Consider the following 21807-nt stretch of genomic DNA (forward strand, 5'->3'; position numbering starts at 1 on the left):
CTGTCGCGGGCGTCCCCGGCGAAGTCACTACGCTGACAGCAGCTGTGCTTCCCGAGGAGACCCACGATGACCAACCTGGAGAAGGATCCGTCGCTGAGCGTGCTCGAGCCGGGAGAGCCGTGCGCGCCGGTGGAGGTGCTGCCCCCGCGCGAAGTGCCGCTCGGGGGCATCCGCGCGATGACGGTCTACCGCACGCTTCCGCAGAAGCAGCGCTCCCTGGTGGGCGCGTGGTGCTTCCTCGACCATTACGGGCCGGACGATGTCGCCGACACGGGCGGGATGGAGGTCCCGCGGCACCCGCACACCGGCCTGGCAACCGTGTCGTGGCTGTTCACCGGGAGAATCGACCACCTCGATTCCAGCGGGGTCGCGGCGCCCGTGCTGCCCGGCGAGTTGAACCTCATGATCGCCGGGCGGGGCATCACGCATCAGGAGATCAGCACTCCGGAGACCACCGTGCTGCACGGTGTCCAGCTCTGGTACGCGCTCCCGGAGGCGACGCGATTCACGGAGCACCACTTCGCCCACTACGCACCCGAACCGGTGACGAGGCCCGGTGCCGGCATCCGGGTCTTCGTCGGCGAACTGGCGGGGTCGACCTCGCCCGTCGACACCCGCACCCCCGATCTGCTCGGCGCCGAGCTGACGCTCGAGCCGGGCGCCGGGATCACGCTCGATGCGCGCCGCGACTTCGAGTATGCGGCGCTCGCCGAGACCGGGGCGATCACGCTGAACGGAACCGCCGTGGCGCACCGCGAGCTCGGTTACGCACCCCCCGGCGCCGACAGCCTGCACATCACGGCAGGTGCCGCCGGTGCGCGCGTGATCCTGCTCGGGGGAGTGCCGCTGGGCGAGGAGATCGTCATGTGGTGGAACTTCGTGGGGCGCAGCCACGAGGAGATCGAGGAGTACCGGCGGCGCTACCAGGCGGAGCTCGGGTTCGAGCCGGCCGACGCGCGCGACGCCGGAAAGCCGGCGCTGTTCGGCCCGTACCCCGACGACCAGCTGCCGCCGCTGCCCGCGCCCCCGCTCCCGACGGTGCGCCTGCGTGCGCGCCGATGACCGCTCACGACAGCACAGCCCCGTCCGGCCCGCGTCGGCGCACCGGGTGATCGCTCAGGATCGAGATCCTGTTGAAGGTGTTGATCGTGAGCGCGACCCATTCGGCGCCGGCGAAGGCGCCGTCGCCCAGCACGCGTCGAGCGCCCTCGAGATCCGCGATGGACTCCTCGTCGAGCGGCATCCGCGTGGCGGCCTCGGCGACGGCGAGCAGCGCCTTCTCACGCTCGTCGTAGAGTGCCGACTCGCGCCACGCCGGAAGCAGGTCGAGCTTCTGCGGGAGGATGCCGGCGCTCCTGGCATCACGCGAGTGCAGATCGAGGCAGAACGCGCAGGCGTTCAGCTGCGACGCGCGGACCTTGATCAGCTCGGTGTCGTGCACCGAGAGACCGGTGCGCTCGGCGAAGGCGGCGACGGCGGCGGAGTACGCGCCAGCAGCTTTCCACACGTCGGGGGCGGACTTGTCCAGATACGGGCGCATGACTCTCCTCGGTGCTCCCGGCAGACCGTGAAGCCCGCCTGACAGCACCAACCCGGGGTGGGCGGCCCTCATTCCCAGAGGAGGAGAGAGAATGGAGAGGGCAACGCCATGAACACGCAGAGGAGCGCAGCGATGACCAGCGGCAGCAGCGACACCGGATCCATCACCCGTCAGCCGGGCGCCGACACGGCGGTGCTCGCCGGGGGATGCTTCTGGGGCATGGAGGACCTGATCCGGCGTCAGCCCGGCGTGCTGTCGACCAGGGTCGGCTACACCGGCGGCGACAACGACCACGCCACCTACCGCAATCACCCCGGGCACGCCGAGGCCGTCGAGATCGTGTACGACCCCACGAAGACCACCTATCGCGATATCCTCGCGTTCTTCTTCCAGATTCATGATCCCTCGACGCTCAACCGTCAGGGCAACGACATCGGCACCAGCTACCGCTCGGCGATCTTCCCGCTCGACGCCGAGCAGGAGAAGGTCGCGCGCGACACGATCGCCGACGTCGACGCCTCCGGGCTCTGGCCGGGCGCGGCCGTCACGACGATCGAGCAGCCCGGCCCGTTCTGGGAGGCCGAGCCCGAGCACCAGGACTACCTGATCCGCTATCCCGACGGCTACACCTGCCACTTCCCTCGTGCGGGCTGGGTGCTGCCGAGGCGCGACGTCGTAGCCTGACGTCGCCCGGTTCGACCCCTTGCGCACTGCGGGGCTAATCCCTTCGCAGCTGCGCTGTCAAGCCCGATGCCGACCGGATGACACCACCGTACGGTCACAGAATGTCCTTCGATCGAACAGATGACGCTCCCGCACCGGAGGCCGTCGCTTCCTCGCCCGGCCTTCGCCGCGCGATCACCGGCCCGCTGCTCTACGCATTCATCCTCGGCGACGTCCTCGGAGCCGGCATCTACGCGCTCATGGGTGTCCTGTCGGCGAAAGTCGGCGGGATGCTCTGGGCGCCCCTGATCGTGGCACTGCTGCTCGCCCTGCTCACCGCCGGATCGTACGCGGAGCTCGTGACGAAGTACCCCAGAGCCGGGGGCGCGGCGGTGTTCGCCGAACGCGCCTTCCGCAGTCCCCTGATCTCGTTCCTCGTGGGATTCAGCATGCTCGCGGCGGGGGTCGTGAGCGCGGCGGGACTCGCGATCGCCTTCTCCGGCGACTACCTGGCGACGTTCATCGACGTGCCCGTCGTCCCCGCGGCGATGGTGTTCCTCGTTCTCGTCGCCGCCCTGAACGCCCGCGGAATCCGCGAGTCGATGACGACGAACCTCGTCATGACGATGATCGAGCTCGCGGGCCTGGTGATCGTCATCGTCGCGGTGGCGGTGTATGTCGGGGGAGGGGGCGGCGACCTGTCGCGGACCGTGCAGGCACCCGAGGGCACGGGAGTCGCGGGAGCGGTGCTGGCCGGCGCGATCATCGCCTACTACTCGTTCGTCGGGTTCGAGACGTCGGCCAATGTGATCGAGGAGGTCAGGGAGCCGCGCCGGGCGTACCCGCGCGCACTGTTCGCGGCCCTGCTGACCGCCGGGGCCGTGTACGTGCTCGTCGGGCTCGCCTCTTCCGCGGCTCTGCCGGCCTCGGAGCTGGAGGGCTCGAGCGGACCACTGCTGGCGGTCGTGGAGGCCACGGGGGTTCACGTGCCGGCATGGCTGTTCAGCCTGATCGCGCTCATCGCCGTCGCGAACGGCGCGCTGCTGACGATGATCATGGCCAGCCGGCTCGCGTACGGGATGGCGGAACAGGGGCTGCTTCCCTCCGTTCTCGCGCGCGTGCTGCCGAAGCGCCGGACGCCCTGGGTCGCGATCGTCGCGACCACCGGCGTGGCGATGCTCCTGACCCTCATCGGAGATCTCGCGACCCTCGCCGAGACCGTGGTGCTCCTGCTGCTGATCGTGTTCATCAGCGCGAACGTCTCGGTGCTGGTGCTGCGCCGCGACCACGTCGAGCACGACCACTTCCGGGTGTGGACGTTCGTGCCCGTACTCGGGGTGATCTCGTGCCTCGTGCTGCTCTGGCAGCAGCGCCCGGTCGTGTGGCTCTTCGCCGGCATCCTGCTCGCCGTCGGCGCCGTGCTCCACCTCGTCAGCGTGCTGGTGCGGCCCCGGCGCCCGCACGACGCTCGAAGACCAGCTGCGTCTCGGTAGCGCGGACCACCTCGTGCACGGTGATCTGCTCGAGCACGATGTCGCGCAGCGCGGCGGCATCCGAAACCGCCACGTGCACGAGGAAGTCGTCGACGCCGGCGATGTGGAAGACCTGAAGAACTCCCGGAGCGGCGACCAGCGCGTCGAACAGGGCATCCACACGGCTCTTGCTGTGATTGGCGAGGCGCACCCGGATCACCGCCTGCACGGCGGCGCCGAGCGCCGCCGGGTCGACGACCAGCTGCAAACCCGTGATCACGCCTCTGCTGCGCAGCGAGCGCACCCGGAAGGCGCAGGTGGATGCCGGGACGCCCAGATCGGCGGCGAGCTGCTTGATCGGAGCATCGGGCCGTGCGGTCAGCGCTGCCAGGATCCGCAGATCGAGTTCGTCCACCGTGCCCTGCGCTCCAGCCAACTTCCGCACCCGCCGTCCTCGTTTCTTGCTCAGTGGACAATCTAACCCCGAGGATGCCGTAGCGGCGACAATCAGGGTGGATATCCATCGCCGCGCCGAGCATCCTGGGCACATGTCCGACCTGCCCCTGCATCCCGACACCGTCGCCGTCCACGCCGGGCGTTCCGATTTCGGCGCGCTCGGCGTTCACGCGCCGCCCATCGACCTCTCCTCGACCAACCCGCTGCCCGACATCCTGCACGGCGGCGATTCGTACGAGTCGATGGCGACCGGCGGACGGCCGCTGCCGGAGGGCGGGAACGTGTACGCGCGACTGTGGAACCCGACGGTGGCGCGCTTCGAAGAGGCCCTCGCGGAGTTGGAGCACGCCGAGTCCTCGGTGGCCTTCGGGTCGGGCATGGCGGCCATGACCGCCGCGATCCTGTCGCACACCACCGCGGTGGGACGTGGTCACATCATCGCCGTCCGTCCGCTCTACGGCGGTACTGACCACCTGCTGGACTCGGGGCTGCTGGGCGCCGAGGTGACCTTCTGCGATGAGGACGCGGTCGCCGAGAGCATCCGCCCCGACACCGGGCTGATCGTGCTCGAGACCCCCGCCAACCCCACGCTCGATCTCGTCGACGTCGCGGCGGTCGTCGCCCAGGCGCAGGGCGTGCCGGTGCTCGTCGACAACACGTTCGCCACGCCGTTGCTGCAGAACCCGCTCGACCTGGGCGCTGCGATGTCGCTGCACAGCGCGACGAAGTACATCGGCGGCCACGGGGATGTGATCGCCGGCGTGATCGCCTGCTCGGAGGAGACCGCGCAGGCGCTGCGCCGGGTGCGGGCCATCACCGGATCGCTGCTGCATCCGCTCGGTGCGTACCTGCTCCACCGCGGACTGGCCACGCTTCCGGTGCGCCTGCAGGCTCAGCAGGCCAGTGCACGCGCCCTCGTCTCGCGCGTGCAGGGTCATCCCGCCGTCGCCGAGGTGTTCTACCCGGAGCTGGGCGACGCGAGGGGCCTGATGGGCCGCCAGCTCCGGGGCGGCGGTGCGATGCTCGCCATCCGCCTCGCGGGCGGGTACGCCGCCGCCGAGGCGGTGACCGGGGCCGTGCGCCTGTTCACGCACGCCGTGTCGCTCGGAGGAGTGGACTCGCTCATCCAGCATCCCGCGGCGCTCACTCACCGACCCGTCGCCGCCGAGGCGCGCCCGGGAGCCGACATCGTCCGACTGTCGATCGGGCTGGAGAACGTCGAGGATCTCGCGTCCGACTTGGAGCAGGCGCTCATCCGCGCGCACTCGGTCGCGCAGGCCCCGCACTGACCCGGTCCGGCGCCTGATCGGCTCCGACGCCGCACGGCGACATGACACGATGGAGCAATGACCTCTGCGAACGCGACCGCGAACCTCAGCCGCGAAGAGACCGCCGCACGCGCCGCGCACATCACCGTGCGCGCCATCCGCGTCGAACTCGACCTGACCGGAGCACCGCAGCGCGCGCGCACCGGTTTCCCGAGTGTCACCACGCTGGAGTTCGATGCGAGCGCATCCGAGACCTGGATCGACTTCATCGGCGAGTCGGTCTCCCGGGTGGAGGTGAACGGTGAGGAGCGCGAGGTGCGCTACGACGGCGCACGGATCCTCATCGACGGGCTCCGAGCGCAGAACCTCGTGCGGATCGAGGGCATCGCCGCTTACAGCCGCTCGGGAGAGGGCATGCACCGCTTCCTCGATCCGGTCGACGGCGAGACCTACCTGTACACACAGTACGAGCCCGCTGACGCACGCCGGGTGATGGCCTGCTTCGAGCAGCCCGACATGAAGGCGTCGTACACGTTCGACATCACCGCGCCTGCGGGCTGGCACGTGCTGTCGAACCAGTCGCCGGCGCGCGTGCACGAGGGAATCGGCATGCAGCGGGTCGAGTTCGCGCCCACCCTGCCGATCTCCAGCTACATCACTGCGGTCGCCGCCGGTCCCTACGCCCGCATCGACGGCGAGTGGTCGCGCGGGGAGCAGCACATCGACCTCGGCGTGCTGTGCCGCGCATCGCTGGCGGAGCACCTCGAAGCCGACGAGATCCTCGAGGTGACGCGGCAGGGACTCGACTTCTTCAGCGATGCGTTCGCCTACGCATACCCGTGGGGCAAGTACGACCAGATCTTCGTGCCCGAGTACAACCTCGGCGCGATGGAGAACCCGGGTCTGGTGACGTTCACCGAGGCGTACATCCACCGCGGCGCCGCCACCGACGCGCAGCGCGGCGGCAGGGCGAACACGATCCTGCACGAGATGGCGCACATGTGGTTCGGCGATCTGGTGACCATGCGCTGGTGGGACGACCTCTGGCTCAAGGAGTCCTTCGCCGACTACATGGGCTCGCACGCGTCGGCCGCGGCGACGCGCTTCACCGACGCATGGGCGCGCTTCGCGAACAGCCGCAAGGCGTGGGCCTACCGCCAGGACCAGCTTCCGACCACGCACCCGATCGTCGCCGACATCCCAGACCTGGAGGCCGCGAAGCTGAACTTCGACGGCATCACGTATGCGAAGGGTGCCGCCGTGCTCAAGCAGCTTGTCGCCTTCGTCGGCGAGGATGCGTTCTTCGAGGGCGCCCGCCGCTACTTCGCCGCCCACGCCTTCGGCAACACCACGCTCGGCGACCTCCTGGACAAGCTCGAGGAGGTCTCGGGACACGACCTGCGCGCCTGGTCGAGCGCGTGGCTGGAGACGAGCGGCGTCGCGACGCTGTGGCTGGAGACGGATGCCGACGGTCGCCGAGTACTCCGACAGGATGCGGGCGCCGCGGGTGCGCGGCCCCACCGCCTGCGGATCGGCCTGTACGACCTGCGTGAAGGGCGACTCGTCCTGCGCGAGCGCGTCGAGCTGAGCATCGAGCGCGACAGCACCGAGGTCGACCTCGCCGACGCCGACCTGATGCTGCTCAACGACGACGACCTCACCTACGCCAAGGTCCGCCTGGACGAGCGCTCGCTCGCGACCGTCGCGGACTCCCTCTCCACGCTGGAGGACGACCTCGTGCGCGGTCTCGTCTGGTCGTCGCTGTGGAACGCCACCCGCGACGGGGAACTGCCGGCGGAGCGCTACCTCGACATCGTGCGTCGTCACGCACCGGCCGAGTCGAACGTCGCCCTGCTGGCTGCGGTGCTGGCCAACGGCGCGTTCGCGGTGCGTCACTACGTCGCCGACGAGGCGCGCGACGGTCAGAGCCGCGCCTGGGCGGACTCCACCTGGGCGGCTCTGCAGTCCGCCGATGCCGGCAGCGATGCGCAGCTCGCCTGGGCGCGCGCCTTCGCCGCGGCATCCGGGTTCGTGACGAGTCACCACGACGCGGTCAGGAGCATCCTCGAGGGCGATGCGCCACGCGGACTGCCCGTCGACGCCGACCTTCGCTGGCTGATGCTGACCGCCCTGGCGACGACCGGCGCCGCCGCCGTCGACCAGATCATCGCCGAGCACACCCGGGACGACACCGCCAGCGGCCGCACCGCGGAGATCCGGGCACTCGCATCGCTTCCGGATGCCGGTACTCGCGCTGCAGCGTGGGACGCGGCCTGGAACGACCTGTCGCTCAGCAACGATCATCTCGACGCCACGATCGGCGGATTCCGCGCCGGCGGCCGACGCGATCTCATCTCGGGGTTCGATGAGGAGTACTTCACCCGCATCCGCGAGGCCTGGTCCACCCGCAGCATCGAACTCGCGCAGCGGCTCGTCGTCGGACTGTTCCCGGCGACCGCTGACACGGCGCTGGTCGACGCATGGCTGGAGGGGAATGCGGATGCACCAGGAGCGCTGCGCCGGCTGATCATCGAGTCGCGCGACGACCTGGCGCGCGAGCTGCGCGTGCGCGCCGCACAGCCGGCCTGATGCCGACGAGGCAGGGCTGAATCGCCGGATTCAGAGATCGAGCGAATCGCCGGGCACCAGCTCGAAGAAGCGTCCGCCGCCCTGCTCCGTCGCCCATCGCAGACGCTCCTGGTGCATTCCTCGGCCGATCGTCGAGAGCGTCATGTCGTGCGTGCCGAAGCAGCGCTTCGGCGCGACGGCGAGCACGAAGTCCATCGCCTCGCCGATCTTCAGCCAGGGCGCGCCGATCGGGGCCGCAAGGGTGTCGACCTCGACCGGCGGCACGGCGTACGAGTCGCCCGGATAGTAGAGGGTCTCGTCGACCAGCACGCCGAGGTTCTCCACAGTCGGCAGCGAGGAATGGATCACTGCGTGCTCGCCCCCGAAGAACCGCAGGGTGAAGTCGCCGGCCGTGACGGTGTCACCCGGCGCGACGACCACGATCCCGTACCCCTCGGCCGCCGCAGCGACGGCGGCGGGCCCGTACACGGGCGTGCCGGGTGCCATGCGCAGGATCCGGTCGAGATGCCCGGGGGTCCAATGATCGGGATGTTCGTGCGTGATCACGACGGCCACGAGTGAGCTCAGGTCGTCCAACGGGGTGGTGAACGTCCCCGGATCGATCAGCAGCGTGCTGCCGGCCTGGTCGAGTCGGAGGGTGGCATGTTCGAACTTGGTGACGCGCATGCTCCGAGTCAACTCCGCGCCTTCCCGGACGGCAAGGGGCGATGGCGACACGCCCGCCGGTGTGCTGGCCGTGCGCTGATTTGGCCGACGCGGATTCGTCATGGCAGACTTTGACGGTTGCCAGAACGGCCCCCCGGGGACGTGCGGCCCCATCGTATAGCGGCCTAGTACGCCGCCCTCTCACGGCGGTAACGCGGGTTCGAATCCCGCTGGGGTCACCAGCAGCACCGAAGGCCCTCCGAGGAATCGGAGGGCCTTCGTCATCCGTGCCTGCCCTCGTCAGTCATGATGGTGGTGGTCGGCGAGAACCGCCGGACCATCTGGAGGGCGCATGCCGAGAACGATCGTGATCACCGGCGCGAGCGATGGTATCGGCGCGGCAGCCGCGCGGCGGCTGAGACGAGGCGGCCACGACGTCGTCATCGTCGGGCGATCGCCGGAGAAGACCCGCGCGGTCGCGCTTGAGCTGGACGTGCCGTGCTACCTGGCTGACTTCGCCGATCTGTCGCAGGTGCACGACCTCGCCGAAGGACTGCTCGCTGCCCATCCGCGGATAGACGTGCTGGCCAACAACGCGGGAGGCATGATGGGCGACCGCAGGCTCACCGTCGACAGGAATGAGAGCACCTTCCAGGTCAACCACCTCGCACCGTTCCTGCTGACCACGCTCCTGATGCCCGCGCTCACCGCCGGTAGGGCGACCGTGATCCAGACGGCGAGCGCCGCCGCTCGCCTGTTCGCCCGGTTCGACATTGACGACCTGCAGAACGCGGCCGGCTACTCCCCGCTGAAAGCGTACGGAAACGGCAAGCTGGCCAACATCCTGTTCACCGAGGAACTGCAGCGCCGGTACGGCGACCGCGGCATCTCGGCCGTGGCGTTCCATCCCGGTGTCGTCGCCACAGGCTTTGCCGGCGACACGAATCACTTCATGCGACGCATGTACCACGGACCCCTCCGGAGACTGTTCACGATCTCGGCCGACAAGGGCGCCGACCAGCTCGTCCGGTTCGCCGAGGGCGCGCCGGGCGCCGCTTTCGTCCCCGGCGCGTACTACGAGTCCGGGCGGATCGCGACGAAGGTCAGCCCCCAGGTCCACGATCCGGAGATCGCCCGTGAGCTGTGGGACAGATCCGAAGCCATGCTCCGGACCCACGGCGAGATGTATCCGGCGGAATGAACGCTGCGGATGCGGGGTTGCGCCCATCGTGACTGACATCGAATTCGGGCTGGACACCTTCGGCGGCGTGACGAACGACGCCGCCGGAGATCCGGTTCCGCATCCTCAGGTGATCCGCGACATCATCGACGAGGCGGTGCTCGCCGACCGGGTCGGGCTGGACTTCTTCGGCGTGGGGGAGCACCACCGCCCCGACTTCGCGGTGTCCAGCCCCGAGATGGTGCTCTCCGCGATCGCATCCCGTACCGAGCGCATCCGACTCGGCTCTGCCGTCACGGTGCTGAGCTCCGACGACCCCGTGCGGGTCTTCGAGCGCTTCTCGACTCTCGACGCCGTCTCGAACGGCCGGGCCGAGATCGTCGCCGGCCGCGGATCGTTCACCGAGTCGTTTCCGCTGTTCGGCTTCGATCTGCGCCAGTACGAGGAGCTCTTCGAGGAGCGGCTCGACCTGCTCTCGCAGCTGCTGAGGGAGGAGCCGGTCACCTGGCAGGGCAGCACCCGCGCCGCCCTGAAGGATCAGCGCGTGTTCCCCGCAACGACTGGCGGACTGCGCACCTGGGTGGGCGTGGGCGGCAGCCCCGACTCGGTGGTGCGCACGGCGCGATACAACTTCGGGCTGTTCCTGGCCATCATCGGCGGGCCGGCTGCGCGGTTCGCGCCGTACATCGATCTGTTCGAGCGCGCGCAGGACCAGTACGGCGTCGGGCACAAGCCGGTCGCCGTGCACTCTCCGGGGCTTGTGGCCGAGACCGACGAGCAGGCGCGCGCGCTCACCCACGACGGCTGGCTCGCGATGCGAACGCGCATGGGAAAGGAGCGGGGCTGGGCGCCGCCGGCGGTCGGCGACTTCGAGAGGGAGATCGAGGGCGGTGCGCTCTACATCGGCTCTCCCGAGACCGTGGCGCACAAGATCGTCGCAACGCTCGGATCGCTGCGCGTCAACCGCTTCGATCTCAAGTACGACCAGAGTCAGATCAGCCACGAGACGATGATGCAGTCCATCGGGCTGTACGGCGAGAAGGTCGTGCCGATGGTGAAGGACATGCTGAATTGAGCCGGAGCGGCTCGATTTGTTCGGGTCCGATCGTCATGGCATACTTGAACGGTTGCAGTGACGGCCCCATCGTATAGCGGCCTAGTACGCCGCCCTCTCACGGCGGTAACGCGGGTTCGAATCCCGCTGGGGTCACCAACATGAAAGCCCTCGGCCGTGCCGGGGGTTTTCTCTTTGCCGTCGCGAACTCGCGCAGGGCTGGGGCTGTGCGTGCCGGACTGGTGATGGCCGCGAGACCGATGAATGCCGCCCTTGCGCAGGTCGTGCGGGCATGGTGGGCTGGCGGCATGACGTTCTTTCCGCCAGATCCTGAGATCCCCGAACCGGAAGAGGTCGAATCGCCGCAACCGGGTTGGTGGCAGGCGCCCGAGGACGAACTGCCCGTGCTGCTGCCCGTCTCCGAGATCCTCGCCGCGACGGACCACGTCGCGATCGCGCTCATCGGGGTCGCCGTTCACCGCGAGGGCGTAGAGCTTCGAGTGGAACGGCGTCTGCGCCGGAACGGCCTGCCCCTGGCGGAGTGGAACGAGCTGTGCGGTGTCTTCATGGAGCACATGTCGTTCGGCGGGCCGGTCGACCGAGCCGGTCGACTGCGATTCGGCGTCGTGCTTTCAGACGGCGAGAAGGTGATCGAAGCATCCCCGTTCTTCAGCGGCGGCGATCCGATGGCCGAGCCCGAAGGTCACACCCTCAGCCGTCGGGAGCAGGGAGGCGGCGGTGGAGGAAGCGCGTACGGCTCGGCGGATCACCTGTGGCTCTGGCCTCTGCCTTCCGCGGGTCAGGTCGAGCTGGTCATGCAATGGCCGGCACTCGGCATCGAGGAGACGCGCACAGCGTTGGACTTCAGCACGGTGCCGGAACTCGCGGCGAGCGCTCGGCCCTTTTGGCCGCTGTCCGAGTTCACGAAAGTGGACAGCCGATGAGATGGGAGATCCCCGGTCACGTCGCGCATCCCATGCGGCGTCGAGGGGATCGGTTGTCTCACGAGACCTGTCGGTAATTGCCTTTCAGTCCGGCGGCTCCCCCTCGAGGCTGCCGGAAACGTCTGACAGATCGTTCTGGCGGGATCGGTTTCGCCGGGGCGTTTTGGCGGCCGCTCAATCGGCGTGTCGACGGCCGTTCGAACCGAGATCGTGGCGCGACCGGAAACGATCGTTTTCGGCGGGGGTGTCGCAGCGCAGACCCGGCAGGCACTGTCCAACATGGACGAAGTGCTGAGCCGCTGCCACGTCGCTCTGGAGGGCGTTGTGTTCCTCCGTATCTTGGTCGTAGCTACCGAGCCGGAGCACTTGGGCGCCGCGTGGACAGTGGTGCGCGAGCATTTCGGTGACCACGACGTCCCCGCGACGCTGCAAGGAGTTTCGGTGCTGGGCTATCCCGGGCAGCTTGTCGAAGTTGAGCCAATCGCGGCACGACCGCCGCGCTGACGTTATTGGCGAGGCGCATCCGAGGCGTAATTGCTGCCTGCGGCACCGGCGGTGAGATCGGACAGCGTGGCTGACCCACGGCAACGGGCTCCGTTCCTCAAACCTTCGTTACGCCTTCGTGATCTTAGGACCTGAATTCGGCCCGGATCTCGCCGTTGAATGTCGGTGGCCCCTCGGATACTGGTGTCATGAACGCAATGGTGGCCGCCTCCGACGAGCAGATGAGCGTGCTCGATTCGCTGGTCACCATGGCGCGGGAGATCGAGCGCTCGATCGACGGGATGCAGGCCGCCCGCGACGGCGCGCTGGCGCTGGCAAACCGGCTTGCGTTGTCGATGGCCGAGGAGAGCGGCGGTGTGGATGCTGCCGATCTGACGCTGCGTTCGGTAGCGGCCGAGCTGGCTGCGGTGCTGCGGGTCAGTGACCGGACGGTGCAGCGGCGGATGGCGGATGCCGAGCTGAAGGTCGAGCGGTTCCCGGCGGCGTGGGCGGCTCAGGGCGCGGGACGGATCAGCGCGGGGCATGCCCGGGTGATCGCGGATGCCGGGCTGCACATCGCAGATCCTGAGGCGCGTGCCGCGTATACGGCGCGGGTGCTCGAGTTCGCTGAGAACGAGTCCCCCAACCGGCTGCGGCCGATCGCGGAGCGTCTGGCGCAGCACTACCAGCCGCAGTCGATGGATGAGCGGCACACGCAGGCGCGGCAGACCCGGGGCGTGTGGGTGAAGGATCAGGCCGACGGGATGGCCGAGCTCGGCATCCTCGGCCCCGCCGCGCTTGTGCACGGCGCCTTCGAACGACTCACGAAGATGGCGAAAGCGGTCGCGACCGCCTCACGCCAGACGGACGCTGATGGGCAGGCGGATGCTGACGGCCGTCCAGACGTTGATGGCGATGCCGCCGACCCGCGCACGCTGTCGCAGACGCGGGCAGACCTGGCACTGGATCTCCTGCTGACTGGGACTCCGGGCGGGCATGACACCGCCGACGGACTGCTGGCGGCGATCACCGCGACGATCAGCGTCACCGTCCCGGTGACCACACTCATGGGCAAGCGCGGGCCTGCGGCGGAGGTGGACGGGCGCTGTCCCATCGATACGGAGACAGCGCGGCGGCTGGCCGGCGCAGCCACCGGATGGGATCGGGTGCTCACACATCCCATCACCGGCGGCGTGCTCGCGGTGGATCGGTACCGGCCATCCGAAGCATTGAAGCGACACCTGCGGGGCCGCGACCAGCGTTGCCGGTTCCCCGGCTGCGGCATGCCCGTCTGGGACAGCGACCTCGACCACACCGAGGATGCTGCTTTCGGGGGCCGCACCGACGACGACAACCTCGCCGCCCTCTGCCGACGGCACCACGTACTCAAACACCACTCGCCCTGGCACGTGCGACAACTCGGCGGCGGACTGCTGGAATGGACGAGCCCGACCCAGCGGGTCTACGTCGACAAGCCCCCGTCGCCCAACACCGTCACGTTCACCGACACTGAGACCGGCACAGAGGGGGACAGCGGCGCGTCCGGCGGGCATTCCGACGGTCAGAATCCGCCCGACCTCTGGGTCACCATGCCCGACGAACTCCTCGCACCCTTCTGACCGGTTCCGGCCGCCGCGCCGACGTCAGAGTTCGCGCCAGGAGTCATCCGGCAGACCCGACCCCGCCTCGGGGCCCATCTGCAGCATCCCGCCGTCCACCGCCCAGTCGGCCCCGGTGACGTAGCTCGACGCGGGTGAGGCAAGGAAGGCGATCACCGCGGCGATCTCCTCGGCTTTGCCCGGCCGGCCGAGCGGGACGCCGGGCCTGTGCGTGCGCTCCGCGTCCTCGGAGTCGCGCCCGCTCGCGGCCGTCGCGATCTCGCCAGGTGCCACGGTGTTCGCCGTGATCCCGTGCTCACCCAGCTCCTGCGCCATCGTCCTGGTCAGCCCGAGCAGCGCATGCTTCGCCGCGATGTAGGCACCCAGACCGACCCGGGGCTGGTGGGCATGCACGCTGGTCACGGCGATCAGCCGACCGCCGCGGCCGGCGGCGACCATGCGCCGCGCGGCGGTCTGCATCCCGAGGAACGCTCCGTCGACGTTCAGGGCCATCGTCTCCAGCCACTCCTGCATCGGGACCTCCAGCAGGCGTCGGGGCGTGCTCGCGCCGGCGTTGTTGACGAAGACATCGAGGCCGCCCAGCGCTTCGCAGAGTTCATCGATGACCTGCGGAACCGTGTCGAACTCGGTCGCGTCGAAGTGCGCCACCACGGCCCGACGCCCTCGGGCCCGCACGGCCTCGGCCGTGTGCTCCGCACCCTGCTGATCCGAGTGCCAGGTGATACCCACGTCCATCCCGGCGTCGGCAAGGGCGATGGCGGTCGCCGCTCCGATGCCGGAATCCGAGGCGGTGACGATCGCGTGGCGGGGGAGGAACTCGTCTGTGGTCATGCCAGGCAGGCTATCCGCTGGCCCTCACACGGCGGCGGGGGTTGACAGTGTGAGAGTCCGCAGCTGAGGATTGCGCAGCGGCACGATCATCAGCAGCGCCATCGCACCTCCGTATAGGGCGAACGGGACGAAGAGCGGGAGGATGCCGGCGAGCAGTCCGAACACCGCCATCGCCACGGGCATGAGGCAGTCATCACCCAGCCGCAGGATCGAGCCCAGCCGTCCGAGGTAGTCGGGTGCGGCGGTCGCCGCGAAGGTCGATCCCAGAAGGACCGAGGCGAATCCGGCGGTGAGGCCGATCACGAGGCTCCCCGCGCCCACCACGATCTGCGAGCCGGTCCCCAGTGCGATGATTCCGGCTCCCTGGAGCATCAGAGCGAAGAACGCGCCTGTCGCCTCGTGGCGCGGGCGCCACCGCGCCACCACGAGCGCGCCGATCATCGCACCGCCGCCGACGAGCGCTTCGAACACGCCTACCGCTCCCGCACCCCAACCCCGCGCAGTCGCCTGCAGGGGAAGACCGATGGAGATCGCCGGGCCCACCGCGAGATTCAGTCCGGACAGCGCGATGACCAGCGTGCGGGTGGCGCGCTCCCGGCCGAGGTGCCGAAATCCGTCCGCGACGCCGCGCAGCACGCTCTGCTGCACCGACGAGCGCGGAAGCGCGAACCGCGGACGCAACCACAGCACTATGAAGACGATGACGACCACGTACGTGAGCGTGTTCATCCCCGCGCTGCCGGCGATGCCGTACGCGGCGACCAGGAAGCCGCCCGCAGCCGACCCCGCCATCGTGCCCAGGCGCGACAGCGTCTGACTGAGAGCCGAGTACGCGGGCAGGTCCGCCGGGGCGACCAGCTGGCGCGGCATCGTGCCCGCCGCCGGCTCGAAGAACGCGTCGCACAGGCCGAAGGCAATGCTCGCGGTGAGCAGCAGCGCCACCGTGGGCGGGGCGGCGAGACACCACACCGCGACCGCGACCAGCACCACGACGCGCAGGGCATTGAAGAGGATCATCAGCCGGCGCGCATCGGACCGGTCGGCATAGGCACCGCCCACGAGCAGCACGATCGCACGCGGCACGGTTCCGGCAGCGACGACGAGGCCGGCGACCGCCGGCGAGGCGATCTGCACGGCGGTCCATGCGAAGGCGATCGTGAAGATCCCGTCGCCCGCATCGGACAGCGCCTTGATGACGAGCCACGCCTGCACGAGAAGGTCGCGACGGAACGCCGGTGGGGTGCGCAGCAGCTGAGGTTCCGCGCTCACCTCACACCTCCGCCGGGAAGCCATGCGCGAAGAAGAACACCGGCATCCGCTCCCGTCCGTCTTCGCGATCGATCCCACGCCGCCACTCGTCGAGCAGCGCGTTGAGACGCGCGTGAAGGTCGGAGAGCTCCTCCTGGGTGGCCCAGGCGAGCGAGTCCGTGCTGAAACCCTCCCGATCGCTGTGCACCGAGGCACGATGCCATCGTTGCAGCAGATCCAGCTGATGGCGCACGTTCGCCCGCTGAGCCTCACGGGCGAGCAGCGCATCGGCGGGGGAGTCGTAGTCGGAGGTCGACCACGTGAACGATCGGCGCGCGAGCTGCCACCAGCTGGCTCGGCGGTCGCCGTCCGGCGCGTCGGTCTGCTCGACGATGCCCGCCCGCTGCAGCATCCGCAGATGGTGGCTGATACTGCCCACCTGTGCATCGAGCGCGCGAGCGAAGGTTCCGACCTGGGTCGCGCCGTGCAGCAGCAGATGGCCGAGCATTCGCCGCCGCAGCGGGTGCGAGATCGTCGCGATGACAGAGATGTGTTCCACGTCCGTCACGCTAAGCGGGGAACCCCCATCTCACAAGACTTCTTGTATACCCTGCGGATTCAACGGATCACCCCGAGGCGTCGCTGCCTTTCGCGCTGCGCCGGCCGGCGACGGCACGGCGCTTCGCTCGGCGGATCAGCCAGATCACCGCCAGGGCCGCCCCCGCGATCACCAGCCAGGGAAGCAGGAAGCCCACGGCCACGACCAGGGCGTTGAGGGCGACGACCAGGCCGTTCCACCCTGCCAGCAGGCCGTCGCCGAAACCGGCAGGATCCGCCGTCGTCGGGCTCGTGCGCTCGGTCAGCTCCATCCGCACCGTCGACATCGCGACCTGGTCATCGAGGGCAGCGAGCTGCTGCTCGTAGCTCTCCAGCTGGGCCTGGCGCTCGTTGAGCGCGGTCTCCGCGGTGATCAGGTCGCCGACGGAGCCCGACTTCGTCATCAGCTCGGTGAGTCGCTCGACGGATGCGCGCGTGGCATCCACCCGCGCGCGCAGGTCGATCGCGGTCGATGTGACGTCCTGGCGCGAGATCGACGAGCCCAGCACCTGTCCCTCCCGGCCCACCGCCGCGATCACCTCGCCGAGATCCGCCGCGGGGATCCGGATGCTGATCCACCCGCTTCCGGCCGACCGGGCGCCCTCCGCCGCCCCGTCGGCCGGGTGCCCGGGGTCGAGCCCGATGTCCTCGGACTCGACATAACCGCCGTGCTCCCGCGCCAGCTCCGCCAGCGCGCGGGCGGCCTTGTCGACGTCGGTCACCCGCAGTGTCAGCTGCGCCGTCGTGATGATGTCGCGGCCGGTCGCGGCCTCGTCCGCTTCGGCGAGCACCTCGCCGTCCGCGGCCGCATTGCCGCCGCCGGCCATCGACTCCGCGCTCCCGACGGCCGGCGCCTGTGCGGTGTCGAACGCGAACGAGCCTGCACCGGCCTCGTCGGACGCGGATCCGGCTCCCGTGACCGCCGTCAGCAGGGGAGGGGCGACGAGGATGCCCGCGGCGAAGGCCGCAGCCACGCCGAGGGCGGTGACCCATCTCCGGCGACGGTGGCCCGCGGGCGTGGCGCGGGGCACGGCGCCGATCCGGTCGTCGTCGATCTCATCGAGCACGGCGCGCTCGATGCGCGCGATGCTCTCATCGCTCAGTGGCGGCAATGCCGCCTCCTCGTGCTCGTTCATGCGTCCCTCACCTCCTGCACCGCGCCGCGCAGGCGCGTGCGAACCCGGGAGAGACGGTTGCGGACCACGGCGTGGCTCACTCCGAGCTCCGCCGCCGCCACCTGATACGCGTACCCCTCGACGGCGCAGAGCCGGAAGATCTCCCGGTCGATCTCGTCGAGCAGGCCCACCTCGGCGGCGATGCGCTCAGCCAGTGCCAGCGAGATGACCTGGTCTTCGACGCTCACCGTGTCGGGCAGGGCGTCGTCCAGGGCGTTGGCGGTGTTGTCCCGATCACGGCGCAGCACCCGCAGGCGGTTCGCCGCCTGGAAACGGCAGATCGTGGCGAGCCACGGCAGCAGCGACTCCCCGGCGAGCTGCAGGCCGGGAAGCTTGCGCCACGCGACCGTGAACGTCTCCTGAGCCACATCTTCGGCGTCGGGCGCCGATCCCAGGATGCCGTGCGCGATCCAGTACACCGGCCGCACATGGGCGCGGTAGATCGCGCGGAAGGCATCCCGGTCTCCCGCTGCGGCCCGCGCGGCCCACGCCTGGTCCTGGCTGTGCGTCGACATCCTGTTCCGTTCTGTCTCTCATGGATGGAGTGTCAGGCGACGCCTCATCGTCTCAGACCCGGTGCGCGCGTGCATGCCCGGTCCGATCCGGTAGCATTGGTCACGCGAGAGGGAGTATCCCATTCCGCGCGGATCGTCATCACGAGCATCGCCATCGCTGCTCCGGACGCGCGACGCACGCAGTGCGGGGGAGAGACTTTCGGTTCCCGCCGACCCTTTCGAAAGAGGCCGCGCCCCGTGACCATCCCCATCTGGTTCGAGATCACCTCGATGATCGTGCTCACGGTCATCCTCATCGCCGACCTGCTGCTCATCCGGCTGCGTCCGCACATCCCGTCGACGAAGGAATCCACGCTGTGGGTGGTCTTCTACGTTTCGCTGGCGCTGCTGTTCGCCGTGCTGCTGGGAGTCTTCGCGGGCTGGCGCAACTCGGGTGACTTCATCACCGGCTGGGCGCTGGAGTACAGCCTGTCGATCGACAACCTGTTCGTGTTCGTGCTGATCATGACCCAGTTCTCGGTGCCGCGCCGCCTGCAGCAGCAGGTGCTGATGGTCGGCATCATCATCGCGCTGGTGCTGCGCGGAGCGTTCATCCTGATCGGCGTCGCGATCATCGAGCACTTCTCACCGATCTTCTACCTCTTCGGCGCCTTCCTCATCTACACCGCGATCAAGCAGGCGATGCCGGAGGATCACGAGGACGAGGTGCGCACCGAGGCCTTCATCGTGCGCCTGCTGCGTCGCCGCATCGACATCAGCGACGGCTACGACGGCTCCCGGCTGCGCACCGTCGTCGACGGCAAGCGCATGTGGACACCCATGATCATCGTGTTCATCACGATCGGGATCACCGACCTCATGTTCGCGATCGACTCGATCCCGGCGATCTTCGAGATCACCACCAACGGCTTCATCGTGTTCGCGGCGAACATCTTCGCCCTGATGGGGCTCCGTCAGCTCTACTTCCTGCTCGGCGACCTCCTCGATCGTCTGCGGTACCTGCACTACGGCATCGCCGTGATCCTGGGATTCATCGGCATCAAGCTCATCCTGCACGCCCTGCACGTCAACGAGCTGCCATTCATCAACGGCGGCAAGCACGTCGAATGGGTGCCCGACATCTCCAACCTCGTGTCGCTCGGAGTGATCCTCGCCTCCATGGCGGTCGCGACCATCGCGAGCCTGATCGCATCCGCTCGCGAGAAGCGCGCCGCGGCCCTCAGCGAGTGACCCGAGAGGGGGGTGGCGCCCGTCATCTCGGCGCGACCCCCCGTTCCGCGGTGGTAGCCTGACGGGATGCGAGCGGCTCTTCTCCTTAGCAGCCGCGACGAGACCTCGATCTAGGCCTTCCTCGTCGCGGCATCCTGCATGGGCCGATTCGAAACCCAGGAGACAGCGCCACATGACCAGTGACATCACCCGCCCCCGCACGCTCGCAGAGAAGCTGTGGGACGACCATCTCGTCGTGAAGGGCGAGAACGGCGAGCCCGACCTCATCTACATCGACCTGCACCTCGTGCACGAGGTCACGAGCCCGCAGGCCTTCGACGGCCTGCGCACCGAGGATCGTCCGCTGCGCCGGCTCGACCTCACGATCGCCACCGAGGACCACAACACCCCGACCCTCGACATCGACAAGCCGATCGCCGATCTCACGAGCCGGACCCAGATCGAGACCCTGCGCCGCAACGCCGAGGAGTTCGGCGTGCGGCTGCATTCCCTGGGCGACGCCGAGCAGGGCATCGTCCACGTCGTCGGTCCGCAGCTGGGGCTGACCATGCCCGGCATCACGGTCGTCTGCGGCGATTCGCACACCTCCACGCACGGGGCCTTCGGTGCGATGGCGTTCGGCATCGGCACCAGCGAGGTCGAGCACGTCATGGCGACCCAGACGCTGCCGCTCAAGCCGTTCAAGACGATGGCGATCAATGTCGAGGGGGAGCTGCGTCCGGGCGTCACCGCCAAGGACATCATCCTCGCCGTGATCGCGAAGATCGGCACCGGCGGCGGGCAGGGCTACGTGCTCGAGTACCGCGGGAGCGCGATCCGCGGCCTCTCGATGGAGGGCCGCATGACGATCTGCAACATGTCGATCGAGGCCGGCGCGCGCGCCGGCATGGTCGCTCCCGACGAGACCACCTTCGCCTACGTGAAGGGCAAGCCGCACGCGCCGCAGGGTCAGGACTGGGACGACGCCGTCGCGTACTGGCGCACGCTGCCGTCCGACCCGGATGCGGTGTTCGATGCGGTGGTCGACATCGACGCGAGCGCTCTGGAGCCGTTCGTCACCTGGGGCACCAACCCCGGTCAGGGCAGCTCGCTGTCGTCGTCGGTCCCCGACCCGGCCGCGATCGCGGATGCCAACGAGCGCGCCGCCGCCGAGCGGGCTCTGGAGTACATGGACCTGGCACCGGGCACGCCGCTGAAGGACGTGCGGGTCGACGCCGTCTTCATGGGCTCGTGCACCAACAGTCGCATCGAGGACCTGCGGGCCTTCGCGTCGATCATCGAGGGCAAGCAGAAGGCCGACGGCGTGCGCGTCATGGTCGTGCCCGGCTCCGCCCGCGTGCGCCTGGAGGCCGAGGCCGAGGGGATCGACAAGATCGTCGAGGCGTTCGGCGCCGAATGGCGCTTCGCCGGATGCTCGATGTGCCTGGGCATGAATCCCGACCAGCTCGCCCCGGGCGAGCGCTGCGCGTCGACGTCCAACCGCAACTTCGAGGGCAGGCAGGGCAAGGGCGGACGCACCCACCTGGTCTCGCCGCTGGTCGCCGCGGCGACCGCGATCCGAGGCACCCTGTCCAGCCCGAGCGACCTGGAGACGAGCATCTGATGGAGAAGTTCACCACGCACACCGGCGTCGCCGCACCGCTGAAGCGCTCGAACGTCGACACCGACCAGATCATTCCGGCGGTGTTCCTCAAGCGCGTCACCAAGACCGGCTTCGACGACGCGCTGTTCCACGGGTGGCGGCAGGATCCGCAGTTCGTCCTCAACCAGGAGCCCTTCCGTGCGGCATCCGTGCTGGTGGCCGGGCCCGACTTCGGCACCGGCTCCAGCCGCGAGCACGCCGTCTGGGCGCTGCGCGACTACGGCTTCAAGGTCGTGCTGAGCTCGAGGTTCGCCGACATCTTCCGGGGCAACTCGGGCAAGCAGGGCCTGCTGGCCGCCACCGTGGACGACGCCGACATCGAGCGCATCTGGACGCTGATCGACGAGCAGCCGGGCCGTGAGATCACGGTGGATCTCGAGGCGCGCACGGCCACGATCGCCGGCTTCCAGGCCGCCCTCGGGATCGACGATTACACTAGGTGGCGGCTCCTCGAGGGGCTCGATGACATCGGGCTCACGCTGCGCAACGAAGACAGGATCGCGCAGTTCGAGGCCCGCCGCGAGTCGTGGCGGCCACGCACGCTCCCTGTTCGCTAAACGGGGCGCGCAGGTGGGCCCGGGGGTCACAAGCCCCCACGGCGACCGCCGTGATTGACTGAGAGGCTCGCGGCCACAGCCGCGCCTGTCCTGAAGAAG

Annotated in this window: 21 protein-coding genes and 2 tRNA genes; 15 read left to right on the forward strand and 8 right to left on the reverse strand. The window is 69.2% G+C overall.

The features are described from left to right. Positions 1–66 precede the first annotated feature (66 nt). Positions 67–1062, forward strand: a complete 996-nt coding sequence (locus ACFWHT_RS06600; RefSeq protein WP_378826622.1) for a pirin family protein — start codon at positions 67–69, stop codon at positions 1060–1062. Positions 1063–1066: 4 nt separating this feature from the next. On the opposite strand, the gene ACFWHT_RS06605 is transcribed toward ACFWHT_RS06600, so the two are convergent. Further along, on the reverse strand, positions 1067–1540 hold the full coding sequence (locus ACFWHT_RS06605; protein ID WP_378826624.1) for a carboxymuconolactone decarboxylase family protein: 474 nt from the start codon (positions 1538–1540) through the stop codon (positions 1067–1069). Positions 1541–1672: 132 nt separating this feature from the next. On the opposite strand from ACFWHT_RS06605, the gene msrA reads away from it, so the two are divergent. Both msrA and ACFWHT_RS06615 read left to right on the forward strand, forming a co-directional pair. After that, positions 1673–2224 carry a peptide-methionine (S)-S-oxide reductase MsrA gene (gene msrA, locus ACFWHT_RS06610; protein ID WP_378826626.1) on the forward strand — a complete coding sequence of 184 codons (552 nt, stop codon included), beginning with the start codon at positions 1673–1675 and terminating at the stop codon, positions 2222–2224. Between the two features lie 101 nt (positions 2225–2325). Then, positions 2326–3696 carry an APC family permease gene (locus tag ACFWHT_RS06615; protein WP_378826628.1) on the forward strand — a complete coding sequence of 457 codons (1371 nt, stop codon included), beginning with the start codon at positions 2326–2328 and terminating at the stop codon, positions 3694–3696. On the opposite strand, the gene ACFWHT_RS06620 is transcribed toward ACFWHT_RS06615, so the two are convergent. Continuing rightward, entirely contained in the window at positions 3635–4120 is a 486-nt protein-coding gene (locus tag ACFWHT_RS06620) for an Lrp/AsnC family transcriptional regulator (RefSeq protein ID WP_378826630.1), read from the reverse strand. The genes ACFWHT_RS06615 and ACFWHT_RS06620 overlap by 62 nt on opposite strands. A 103-nt stretch (positions 4121–4223) precedes the next feature. Here ACFWHT_RS06620 and ACFWHT_RS06625 point away from each other — a divergent pair, with 103 nt between their 5' ends. Next, on the forward strand, positions 4224–5420 hold the full coding sequence (locus ACFWHT_RS06625; protein ID WP_378826632.1) for a trans-sulfuration enzyme family protein: 1197 nt from the start codon (positions 4224–4226) through the stop codon (positions 5418–5420). 57 nt (positions 5421–5477) lie between these two features. Further along, positions 5478–7988 (forward strand): aminopeptidase N, encoded by a 2511-nt coding sequence (gene pepN / locus ACFWHT_RS06630; protein WP_378826634.1) that lies wholly within the window; start codon positions 5478–5480, stop codon positions 7986–7988. Between the two features lie 30 nt (positions 7989–8018). Here pepN and ACFWHT_RS06635 read toward each other — a convergent pair whose 3' ends face one another. Further along, a complete protein-coding gene (locus tag ACFWHT_RS06635; RefSeq protein ID WP_378826636.1) occupies positions 8019–8654 on the reverse strand; it encodes an MBL fold metallo-hydrolase in 636 nt (211 codons plus the stop codon). 145 nt (positions 8655–8799) lie between these two features. Between ACFWHT_RS06635 and ACFWHT_RS06640 the strand changes: the two genes are divergently transcribed. The 7 genes from ACFWHT_RS06640 to ACFWHT_RS06670 all read left to right on the forward strand — a co-directional run bounded on the left by ACFWHT_RS06640 (position 8800) and on the right by ACFWHT_RS06670 (position 13913). Continuing rightward, positions 8800–8875, forward strand: a tRNA-Glu gene (locus tag ACFWHT_RS06640). A gap of 110 nt (positions 8876–8985) precedes the next feature. Next, complete coding sequence (locus ACFWHT_RS06645) at positions 8986–9834, forward strand: SDR family NAD(P)-dependent oxidoreductase (protein WP_378826638.1); 849 nt, start codon at positions 8986–8988, stop codon at positions 9832–9834. A gap of 25 nt (positions 9835–9859) precedes the next feature. Continuing rightward, positions 9860–10888 carry an LLM class flavin-dependent oxidoreductase gene (locus tag ACFWHT_RS06650; RefSeq protein ID WP_378827928.1) on the forward strand — a complete coding sequence of 343 codons (1029 nt, stop codon included), beginning with the start codon at positions 9860–9862 and terminating at the stop codon, positions 10886–10888. Between the two features lie 62 nt (positions 10889–10950). Further along, positions 10951–11026, forward strand: a tRNA-Glu gene (locus ACFWHT_RS06655). A gap of 149 nt (positions 11027–11175) precedes the next feature. Next, the gene (locus ACFWHT_RS06660; RefSeq protein ID WP_378826640.1) at positions 11176–11811 is read left to right on the forward strand and encodes a hypothetical protein; all 636 of its coding nucleotides are present in this window, start codon (positions 11176–11178) and stop codon (positions 11809–11811) included. A gap of 210 nt (positions 11812–12021) precedes the next feature. After that, positions 12022–12315, forward strand: coding sequence for a RidA family protein (locus tag ACFWHT_RS06665; RefSeq protein WP_378826641.1), 294 nt, complete (start codon positions 12022–12024; stop codon positions 12313–12315). Positions 12316–12503: 188 nt separating this feature from the next. After that, complete coding sequence (locus ACFWHT_RS06670; protein ID WP_378826643.1) at positions 12504–13913, forward strand: DUF222 domain-containing protein; 1410 nt, start codon at positions 12504–12506, stop codon at positions 13911–13913. 24 nt (positions 13914–13937) lie between these two features. Here ACFWHT_RS06670 and ACFWHT_RS06675 read toward each other — a convergent pair whose 3' ends face one another. The 5 genes from ACFWHT_RS06675 to ACFWHT_RS06695 all read right to left on the reverse strand — a co-directional run bounded on the left by ACFWHT_RS06675 (position 13938) and on the right by ACFWHT_RS06695 (position 18279). After that, complete coding sequence (locus tag ACFWHT_RS06675; protein WP_378826645.1) at positions 13938–14744, reverse strand: SDR family oxidoreductase; 807 nt, start codon at positions 14742–14744, stop codon at positions 13938–13940. Positions 14745–14768: 24 nt separating this feature from the next. Next, complete coding sequence (locus ACFWHT_RS06680) at positions 14769–16013, reverse strand: MFS transporter (protein WP_378826648.1); 1245 nt, start codon at positions 16011–16013, stop codon at positions 14769–14771. Position 16014: 1 nt separating this feature from the next. Next, a complete protein-coding gene (locus ACFWHT_RS06685; protein ID WP_378826650.1) occupies positions 16015–16551 on the reverse strand; it encodes an ArsR/SmtB family transcription factor in 537 nt (178 codons plus the stop codon). 67 nt (positions 16552–16618) lie between these two features. Continuing rightward, on the reverse strand, positions 16619–17725 hold the full coding sequence (locus tag ACFWHT_RS06690; RefSeq protein WP_378826652.1) for a DUF4349 domain-containing protein: 1107 nt from the start codon (positions 17723–17725) through the stop codon (positions 16619–16621). Then, entirely contained in the window at positions 17722–18279 is a 558-nt protein-coding gene (locus tag ACFWHT_RS06695; protein WP_378826653.1) for an RNA polymerase sigma factor, read from the reverse strand. Before ACFWHT_RS06695 ends, ACFWHT_RS06690 begins: the two co-directional genes overlap by 4 nt. A 237-nt stretch (positions 18280–18516) precedes the next feature. Here ACFWHT_RS06695 and ACFWHT_RS06700 point away from each other — a divergent pair, with 237 nt between their 5' ends. The 3 genes from ACFWHT_RS06700 (at position 18517) to leuD (ending at position 21708) form a co-directional block, all read left to right on the forward strand. Next, positions 18517–19509: a TerC/Alx family metal homeostasis membrane protein gene (locus ACFWHT_RS06700; RefSeq protein ID WP_378826655.1), complete on the forward strand. Its 993-nt coding sequence runs from the start codon at positions 18517–18519 to the stop codon at positions 19507–19509. A 172-nt stretch (positions 19510–19681) separates the two neighbouring features. Then, positions 19682–21112, forward strand: a complete 1431-nt coding sequence (gene leuC, locus ACFWHT_RS06705; protein ID WP_378826656.1) for a 3-isopropylmalate dehydratase large subunit — start codon at positions 19682–19684, stop codon at positions 21110–21112. Then, the gene (gene leuD, locus ACFWHT_RS06710) at positions 21112–21708 is read left to right on the forward strand and encodes a 3-isopropylmalate dehydratase small subunit (RefSeq protein WP_378826659.1); all 597 of its coding nucleotides are present in this window, start codon (positions 21112–21114) and stop codon (positions 21706–21708) included. Before leuC ends, leuD begins: the two co-directional genes overlap by 1 nt. Positions 21709–21807 lie beyond the last annotated feature (99 nt).

The organism is Microbacterium sp. NPDC058342, from assembly GCF_042723935.1.
In the GTDB taxonomy this organism is placed as follows: domain Bacteria; phylum Actinomycetota; class Actinomycetes; order Actinomycetales; family Microbacteriaceae; genus Microbacterium.

Excerpts from the sequence above, each read along its gene's own strand:
- ACFWHT_RS06675 (WP_378826645.1), bottom strand. The coding sequence starts at position 14,744 with ATGACCACAGACGAGTTCCTCCCCCGCCACGCGATCGTCACCGCCTCG.
- ACFWHT_RS06615 (WP_378826628.1), top strand. The coding sequence starts at position 2,326 with ATGTCCTTCGATCGAACAGATGACGCTCCCGCACCGGAGGCCGTCGCT.
- ACFWHT_RS06690 (WP_378826652.1), bottom strand. The coding sequence starts at position 17,725 with ATGAACGAGCACGAGGAGGCGGCATTGCCGCCACTGAGCGATGAGAGC.
- ACFWHT_RS06670 (WP_378826643.1), top strand. The coding sequence starts at position 12,504 with ATGAACGCAATGGTGGCCGCCTCCGACGAGCAGATGAGCGTGCTCGAT.
- msrA (WP_378826626.1), top strand. The coding sequence starts at position 1,673 with ATGACCAGCGGCAGCAGCGACACCGGATCCATCACCCGTCAGCCGGGC.
- leuC (WP_378826656.1), top strand. The coding sequence starts at position 19,682 with ATGACCAGTGACATCACCCGCCCCCGCACGCTCGCAGAGAAGCTGTGG.
- ACFWHT_RS06600 (WP_378826622.1), top strand. The coding sequence starts at position 67 with ATGACCAACCTGGAGAAGGATCCGTCGCTGAGCGTGCTCGAGCCGGGA.
- ACFWHT_RS06625 (WP_378826632.1), top strand. The coding sequence starts at position 4,224 with ATGTCCGACCTGCCCCTGCATCCCGACACCGTCGCCGTCCACGCCGGG.
- ACFWHT_RS06645 (WP_378826638.1), top strand. The coding sequence starts at position 8,986 with ATGCCGAGAACGATCGTGATCACCGGCGCGAGCGATGGTATCGGCGCG.
- ACFWHT_RS06660 (WP_378826640.1), top strand. The coding sequence starts at position 11,176 with ATGACGTTCTTTCCGCCAGATCCTGAGATCCCCGAACCGGAAGAGGTC.
- ACFWHT_RS06635 (WP_378826636.1), bottom strand. The coding sequence starts at position 8,654 with ATGCGCGTCACCAAGTTCGAACATGCCACCCTCCGACTCGACCAGGCC.
- leuD (WP_378826659.1), top strand. The coding sequence starts at position 21,112 with ATGGAGAAGTTCACCACGCACACCGGCGTCGCCGCACCGCTGAAGCGC.
- ACFWHT_RS06605 (WP_378826624.1), bottom strand. The coding sequence starts at position 1,540 with ATGCGCCCGTATCTGGACAAGTCCGCCCCCGACGTGTGGAAAGCTGCT.
- ACFWHT_RS06695 (WP_378826653.1), bottom strand. The coding sequence starts at position 18,279 with ATGTCGACGCACAGCCAGGACCAGGCGTGGGCCGCGCGGGCCGCAGCG.
- pepN (WP_378826634.1), top strand. The coding sequence starts at position 5,478 with ATGACCTCTGCGAACGCGACCGCGAACCTCAGCCGCGAAGAGACCGCC.